Raw genomic sequence first — 6,873 nt, forward strand, 5'->3', positions numbered from 1 at the left:
CAGCTAGCTGTCCACATCTGTGACCTCCGAGGAGGCCGGCGACCGTGGCCGAGAGATCGACCGCTCATTCCGCCGATGGGGCTACCCGATATCACGACGCTGCGGCGAGTGGCTCAGACAGTTGGATCTCTCGGCGGTCGCGGCTCGCAGCCGGTGATTCCGACTCGCACTACGTACGGCAGGGGGCCGCCGCGCCGCAGTGGCGCGACGTGTCGGGCCCGTACGAGGAGTCGTACCAGCCTGGGAACACCGACCAGGAGTACGAAGGGCGACACGGGAGGCACCGGCACCGGCGAGACGAGGATGAGTACGAGCAGTACCACGGGACTGATGCCCGGCACGGGCACGGGTATCGGCGGTCCGACCCGCTGGCCTACCCCGAACCTGCGTACGACGAGCCCGACCGTGCCTATCTGTACGAGGGGCACGACCAGGTCTATCGGGAGGATCGGCGGGACCAAGAGCCGCACCGATCGATCGATGCCAGTTCGGTCCACGAGGGCGCGTACGGCGCGCGGCAGGAACGGTACGTCCACCCGGAGGCGGGTTATGCCCATGAGGAGTACTACCCGCACGACCATTCCGCCAGCCGCAACGAGTACCGCCACGAAGGGTCCGACCCGCGGCACCCTGAGGCGGACGAGTGCGGGCGCCCCCGAAGGAAGCATGCTGCCCATCCGCAGCCGGCCAGCCGGCGGCGGCGCAGGCTGATCGCGGTCGGAGGGCTCGCGTTGGGGGTGCTGCTCTGCGCTCTGCCGTTCACGTGGGGGTCGGGCCGGGCACCGGAAGGCGAACTGCCCGTTTCGGCGGCCACCACCCCGCCGGATCCGTCTGAGGAACTGATCACCCTCCCGGAGCTACCGTCGACGCCGCCAATTTCCGCGACACCGCGCAGCCCCTCCGCCACGCCCAGCGCCACACCATCAATCACGCCTTCCGCCACGCCCAGCACCACACCGTCGGTCACGCCGTCCGCCACATCGGCCCCGACACCCACCGTGGCCACTCCGACGCAGACCCAGAGTTCGAGCCCGGTCCTGCTCGGCCCATCGAGCAGGCGCGGTGTGGCGAACATGGCCCAGCGGTACTGCGATCGGTACAAGGGGGTTCAGCGGACCCCCGCAGCGACGGCCGCTGGCAATGCACGAGGCTTCTCTCCACATCCATCGTCGACATCACCGTCGCCTGCCGCGACACGTACGACTCGGGCGCCTACGCAGGGACATCGAATCCTGGCGACCCGTACGCCTGGCGGTGCTACCGCTAATCGCCGCGCTCCCTGCGGCTCGGCATCATGTCGCGCGGCCACAACCTGCGTGAGAAGGAGAGGCCGGAACTGCCACCACGACGGATTATGCCGAGGCGATCGGATACTCGGTCATGGATGTCGTGCTGGCGCACGCTCCCGGGCCGCGCTCGCCCAACGTAAAGTTCTGGAAGGTCTTTCAACCAGTAAATCTACGGCAGCGCGGTTCAGTTTTCGGCCGGGGCGCTGGCCAGCTGACTCCGGGTGGCCTACTGTTCGGCTGGTTCTTGGAGGCAAGTAGAAACTGGCGCTCGGTCCGTCGGGGCGGCGGTCAGTTCCCGGCACCCCGACGGTTGGTCGAAAGGAGCACCCAGGGGTGGCACCCGGACGCAGCGATCGTCTGGCGAAGGTTCTACTCGTAGCGTCTGTGCTGTCGGGGATCCTGTTCCTGCTCGCGGCGTCGTCGGTGTTCAAAACAATCAGCCAGAGAAACGGAGTGTATGACGACGGGCGGGTGGCTGAGGCGCGGGTGCTGAGAGTCTCGCCCGGGCGAGACGGCGAGGCGCAGCTTGAGTACGTGGCCAACGGAGATCGATATGAGGGGCGGGCTTACTGCGGCGCGTGGTGCCCGAAAGTGGGAGATCTGGTCGAGGTCGAATACGCTGCCAGCAATCCCGGACGGGTGACCCTCCTGGACGACAAAGAATTCTCCACGATTGCCGTGGCCTGGCTCTTCGGCGCGCCGGTCGCCATACTGATCATGGTGCCCTTGCTTCGCCGCGAATTGAGGAATGTGATGAGTATGGCGAATTCGGCATACGGTGGGCAGAATTCCCATGCCGCTCGTCCAAAGTCTCCTCAAGGCCAACTCTCCACTTACCGGAAGAGGGTTGGGCTAATCGCCTTCGCATCTGGTCTCGGCGGGATAGTCATGTTGAACACCCGGGGTGTCACTATCCCGGGGAGTGTCCTTCTGGGGCTGTCCGTGCTTTCTGCCGGCGCCTTCATTTGGCTGGTGTACGGCGATTCCAAAGCGAGATAGCCTCAGCGCCGCCACTCGCCGAGTTTGATCCAGGACCTGCGCGACCGTCTACCGGGCCACGAAGCCTTGCTTGTTGGTCGACTGTGTTGACGTGGGAGTGGCGCGGTGGGGCGAACACCGAGTGCCAGTCACGGCGGGTCGACACCGGGGGCCATCTTCCGTCCATCGGTAGCGGTAGTGGTGCAGCCGCCGGTCGGTGGCGCGACGGTTCATGGCGCGTCGGTCGGCGTACCAGGCGAAGTTCTCCGCGGCGCGTGGCTTGGCCATGCCCGCCTCGGGTCGCTGCGCAGATAGATCGGATGAGTTTTGCACGCCGGTGCCCAACCTCTGGCAGAAGGGTTCCATATTTGGATAACTCTGCGGTATAACACATCCGATCTTTCATGGACGGGAGGTAGCCCCATGTTGCGGAGCCCGCTGCTGGTGACGGGGCCGGGAAGCGGCTGCCTGACGTCCAAGCCCGGTGACCTTGCCACCGCGCAGCAGGTGGTCCATCGGTTCCTCACCGACGACGACACCCGCTCGGTGGTGGTCGAACTGGCCGACGGGACCTTCCGGCTGGACGAGGTGACGCTGACACCGGGCCAGTCCGCGACCCTGAAGTTCCAGGTCATCGACCTGGCGGACATCCGCCCTGGCACTTACCGGCTGGTGGCACAGGGCACAGGACTCGAACGTCCAACCCGACCCTCACGCCGAGGGCCGTGCGAGCGCGCTCAGCGAGGTGCCCCTGCGCTGACCGCGGCTGCGGACGCCGAGCGATGAGCGATGAGTGATGCAGAAAATACGGCACAACAACGCAAAGGAGTTTGTTCATGGCACGTGGGTCGATCCGAACATCGAGTCTCGCCGTCGTCGTCACAACGACATTAGGGTTATTTGCGCTCACTCCCGGGGTTGGCGAAGCCGTGGCCGCAACTGGCACCCCAGGGGTTTCGGCGGTGACGACCCAGCAGGGTGACACATCGTCGAAGACGCCGCTGAAGCTGTGGTACGACAAGCCGGCGCTCGCCTCCACGGAACGACTGGCTTGGGAGCGGCAGGCGTTGCCGATCGGCAATGGCTTGATGGGCGGCATGGTCTTCGGTCGCACCACTACCGAACGAATCCAGCTGAACGAGGACTCCTTGTGGACCGGCGGCCCCGGTGCAAAGGTCGACACAAACGACACCGATGCCTACGGCATCAAGAACGTCCAGGACCCGGCAGGCACGATGAAGTCCCTGGTCCAGACCGCGTTCGACCGCTACTACGAGAGCCTGCGTACAGGCGGGCCGATCACCGGCACGGCACCCACCCCGTACCTCCCCGCCAACCGTGAGGTCCAAGGCGCCTACCAGAACTTCGCCGAGATGTACGTCGACCTGGGCCACGACAAAGTCACGAACTATTCGCGCTCGCTCGACCTGCGCACGGCGACAGCCGCCGTGTCCTACGACTCCAATGGGAGCCACTACCAGAGCGAGACGTTCGCCAGCAACCCTGATAACACGATCGTCTACCACCTGCAGGCGAGCCAGCCTGGCGCTCTCGATCTCACCCTGCGTCCGGAGATCCCCGACATGCCTACGCCGACCTCCGGCACTAAAGGCGAGCGGAACTACGGCAAGAACGGCACTGTCGTCGCCGACGGCGACCGGATCACCCTGTCAGGCGACCTCAAGCACAACAGGCTGAAGTTCGCCGGCGTCTTCAGGGTGCTCCACGATGGCGGCGAGCTGAACGCCGCGAACCCGACGGCGACCACCGGTCAACTCCGGCTGCGGGGCGCGACCTCCGCGACCATCGTCGTCTCACTGGGAACGGACTACGTCAACGACTTCGATCGCGACTACCGCACTGGCCAGTCCGCCGACCAGCTCGTGAACCAGGTCGACCAGCGCGTCAACGCCGCCGGTAGCGACCTCGACGCCATGCGAGCGCGGCAACTGCAGGATTACCAGCGGCTCTTCTCCCGTGTCGACCTCGACCTCGGTGGCCATTTCCCAGCGGACACCCCCACCGATCAGCTGCTGTCCAACTACAAGTCCGGCGACCGCGACCCGTACCTTGAGCAGCTCTACTTCCAATTCGGCCGGTATCTGCTGATCTCGTCCTCGCGTGATGGTGGCCTCCCGGCAAACCTCCAAGGCATCTGGAATGACCGGTACTACCCTGACTGGGCGTCGGACTACCACACCAACATCAACCTGCAGATGAACTACTGGCCTGCGTTCCTCGCCAACATTGCGGAGACGGCAAACCCCTTGGTCGACTACGTCGACAGCCTCCGCAAGCCCGGTCGGATGAGCCTCGCCAAGACCTATGGGCTGCCCGACGACGGTACGAACGACGGCTTCATCTTCTTCTGCAACAGCAACCCGTTCGGGTTCACCGGCAACATCAACTCCAACGCGTCGTTCACTCCGACTGCGACTGCGTTCATCGCCCAGAACCTCTATGACTACTACGCGTTCACGGGCGACAAGGACTATCTGCGACAGCACATCTACCCCATCCTGCGCGAGGCGTCGCAGACCTACCTGCGGACGCTTCAACCTGGACGTGCGCCCGACGGCAGCGACCACGACAAACTGTTCGTCGTGCCGTCCTGGTCGTCCGAGCACGGACCGTGGACGGTCGGCACCGCGTTCGACCAGCAGTTGGTCTACCAACTGTTCAAGAACACGGTCGCCTCGGCGGGTGCGCTTGGCCTGAGCACGACTGACGATGCCGCGCTGGTTGCGAAGCTCAAGGATGCGATGCCGCGCCTCAACCCGGTCGAGATCGGCGCTGACGGGCAGATCAAGGAATGGCAACAAGAGGTCGCGTACAACCGGACCGCCAGCGGCAGCACGATCGGTGACGACCACCACCGGCACAATTCTCAGCTGGTCGGGCTCTACCCCGGTGACCTGATCACGCGCAACACACCGCAGTTGATGGAGGCCGCGAAGGTGAGCCTGAATCGCCGCGGCGACGATGCCACAGGCTGGTCAATGGGGCACAAGCTCAACCTCTGGGCCCGCACCGGCGACGGCAACCGCTCGTATCAACTGCTCACCAACCTGCTCAGCAAGGGCACCTACAACAACCTGTTCGACCTGCACCCACCGTTCCAGATCGACGGCAACTTCGGAGGCACCGCGGGCATCGCAGAGATGCTTCTGCAGAGCCATTCCGACACGATCGACATCCTCCCCGCCCTTCCCGACTCGTGGAGCAAGGGCAGCGTGGACGGCTTGCGAGCCCGAGGCGGCTTCACCGTGGGCACCACGTGGCGGGACGGTCGGGCATCGGAGGTCCGGCTGGCATCGGAGAACGGCGGCACCGCAAGGATCCGCACCGACATGACCTCGGGGCCGGTGCGGGTCTATCGGGCCGATGGGAAGCCTGCTGACTACACGATCGAGGACGGCGTACTGAACCTGCCCACGACGGCCGGCCAGGAGTACCGCATCGTCTCTCAGGTTGCGATGTCGGTGAACATGCCAACAGGGCCGGCCGCTCCCGGCGATGCGCTGCCGATCTCGGTGCAGGTCACCGCCCCGGGTCGCCAGAGCCTGCCGCGCATGACCACGACGGTCGAGGTTCCCGAGGGCTGGACCGTGGACCCGGCCACTGCCAAGCTCGGTCCAATAACGGCCGGAGGTTCGCAGAGTGTGGACTTCACGGCACGGATCCCGAAGCAGACTAATGAGAGCCAGGGGCTGGTCACCCTGCGCCTCGCGACCGATGAGTGGCAGATCGTGGTTCGTCGCTCCGTGGCGATTCAGAACCTCGCCACGAACAGGCCCGCGAGACAGTCGAGCACCTACTCGGGTGGAGTAGCGACACGGGCAGTCGATGGCAACACCGACGGCGCCTGGAAGAACGGGTCGGTGACCCACACGATCTACCCCACGAAGCAGCCTTGGTGGGAAGTTGACCTCGAAAGGTCCTATCCGCTGTCTGGTGTCGCGGTCTGGAACCGGACGGATTGCTGCTCGGAGCGCCTCAGTAAGTACTACGTCCTGGTATCGAAGGAACCCATCGCCTCAGCCAGCCTGGACGAGGCGCTGAAAGAGTCTGGTGTACATGCGTTCTACCAGGAAGAGGCAGCGGGCTCGCCCACCCTCGTCCCTGCGAATGTCGATGGCCGATACGTGCGCGTATGGCTGACATCGTCTAGCGATCCACTCTCTCTAGCCGAGGTCCAGGTGTTTCCCAGGTAGTGCGACAACGGCCCCTGACCAGCAGGAATGCTGGTCGGGGGCCGTTGTTGTTTGTCCGGCGGGGTCCGGCTGCGTCCCGCAGTTGACGACTAGTGTCGCGTGGGCCCTGAGGTCTGGGACGCTGGTGAAGGTGCCACGGCGGATGGCCTGGCGGGTGATGATCCCGAAGAAGATCTCCACGAGGTTCATCCAGGAGGCGCTGCTTGGGGTGAAGTGCAGGGTGATCCGGGGATGCCTGGCCAGCCATGCCTTGACGTTCGGCCACCTCCAAGGCCGCGAACAAGGTGATTGAGGTGCCGTGGCGTTTGTAGTCATGGGTGCGCCGTTCGGCCTGGTCGAACCGCATCGGTAGCAGCGGGGCGGTGCGGTCCAGGGCTTGAATCTGGGACTTC

Annotated in this window: 3 protein-coding genes and 1 pseudogene; 3 read left to right on the forward strand and 1 reads right to left on the reverse strand. The window is 65.0% G+C overall.

Going from position 1 to position 6,873, the window contains the following annotated elements; all coding sequences use genetic code 11:
• Positions 1–1,622: 1,622 nt before the first annotated feature.
• The 3 genes from ACNAW0_RS29585 to ACNAW0_RS29595 all read left to right on the forward strand — a co-directional run bounded on the left by ACNAW0_RS29585 (position 1,623) and on the right by ACNAW0_RS29595 (position 6,481).
• Entirely contained in the window at positions 1,623–2,288 is a 666-nt protein-coding gene (locus tag ACNAW0_RS29585; protein WP_416291333.1) for a DUF3592 domain-containing protein, read from the forward strand.
• Positions 2,289–2,690: 402 nt separating this feature from the next.
• The gene (locus ACNAW0_RS29590; RefSeq protein ID WP_416291334.1) at positions 2,691–3,053 is read left to right on the forward strand and encodes a hypothetical protein; all 363 of its coding nucleotides are present in this window, start codon (positions 2,691–2,693) and stop codon (positions 3,051–3,053) included.
• Positions 3,054–3,229: 176 nt separating this feature from the next.
• Entirely contained in the window at positions 3,230–6,481 is a 3,252-nt protein-coding gene (locus tag ACNAW0_RS29595) for a glycosyl hydrolase family 95 catalytic domain-containing protein (protein ID WP_416291335.1), read from the forward strand.
• Here the strand turns inward: ACNAW0_RS29595 and ACNAW0_RS29600 are convergent.
• Positions 6,452–6,873 (reverse strand): annotated as a pseudogene (locus ACNAW0_RS29600) (hypothetical protein); the annotation flags it as partial. The gene ACNAW0_RS29595 and the pseudogene ACNAW0_RS29600 sit on opposite strands and share 30 nt — an antisense overlap.

The organism is Micromonospora sp. SL1-18 (genome assembly GCF_047921505.1).
Taxonomy (GTDB): Bacteria; Actinomycetota; Actinomycetes; order Mycobacteriales; family Micromonosporaceae; genus Micromonospora.

Coding starts and splice junctions, on each gene's coding strand:
- ACNAW0_RS29590 (WP_416291334.1), top strand. CDS start 2,691: ATGTTGCGGAGCCCGCTGCTGGTGACGGGGCCGGGAAGCGGCTGCCTG.